At 69.1% G+C, this 745-nt stretch carries 1 protein-coding gene and 1 pseudogene; both read left to right on the top strand.

What is annotated here, in order from left to right; translation table 11 throughout:
• A pseudogene (locus tag PKE99_RS38115) lies at positions 1-269 on the top strand (bifunctional 4-hydroxy-2-oxoglutarate aldolase/2-dehydro-3-deoxy-phosphogluconate aldolase); the annotation flags it as partial.
• Positions 266-745 (top strand): PfkB family carbohydrate kinase (locus PKE99_RS38110; protein ID WP_306470795.1); only part of this gene is annotated, 480 nt, incomplete at its 3' end. The pseudogene PKE99_RS38115 and the gene PKE99_RS38110, both read left to right, overlap by 4 nt.

Raw genomic sequence — 745 nt, 5'->3', positions numbered from 1 at the left:
CCCCGGCCGAACTCAGCATGGCCGCCGATGCCGGCGTCGCCAAGTTGTTTCCCGCGCACCTGGGCGGGCCGCAGTACCTGAAGTCGGTGCTCTCGATCCTGCCCGCGGCCCGGATCATCCCAACCGGGGGTATCGCGGTGCGTGACGTCCCGACCTGGCTCGATGGGGGCGCGTTCGCCGTGGGAGTGGGCAGCGACGTATACGCCGCGGACGACCTCGAGGCGAAGGCGGCAGAACTGCGCGGTCTCATCGCTGCAGGGCAACTGTGATCGCGGGACGACCTGCCCGGGTGGTCGCGATTGGGGAGTGCATGGTCGAGCTCACCCACCGGACGGACCGCACACTCGCCCTCGGTTTCGCCGGGGATACCTTCAACACCGCGGTCTACCTGGCGCGCAGCACGCTGGCGGAGGAGGCGTCCGTCGACTACGTGACCGCGGTGGGCGACGACTGGTACAGCGACGCGCTCGTGGCCGCCGTGGCCGCCGAGGGCATCGGCACCAAACTGGTGGAACGGATTCCGGGGCACACGCCGGGGCTTTACTTGGTCCGAACGGACGGATCAGGAGAGCGCAGCTTCACCTACCACCGGTCCGACTCCCCGGCCCGGCGGCTGTTCGACGTCGAATGGCCGGAGCGGGTCGACCAGGCGATCGCGGGCAGCGATCTCGTCTACTTGTCGGCGATCACGCTGCAGATTCTGTCGCCCACGGCCCGAGAGCGGCTATGGGCGACTCTAACCGCT

It is taken from the genome of Pseudonocardia halophobica, assembly GCF_027922425.1.
GTDB lineage: Bacteria > Actinomycetota > Actinomycetes > Mycobacteriales > Pseudonocardiaceae > Pseudonocardia > Pseudonocardia halophobica.
Note: the sequence above shows the minus strand (reverse complement) of the source record. Positions and strands in the feature narration are given on the sequence as shown.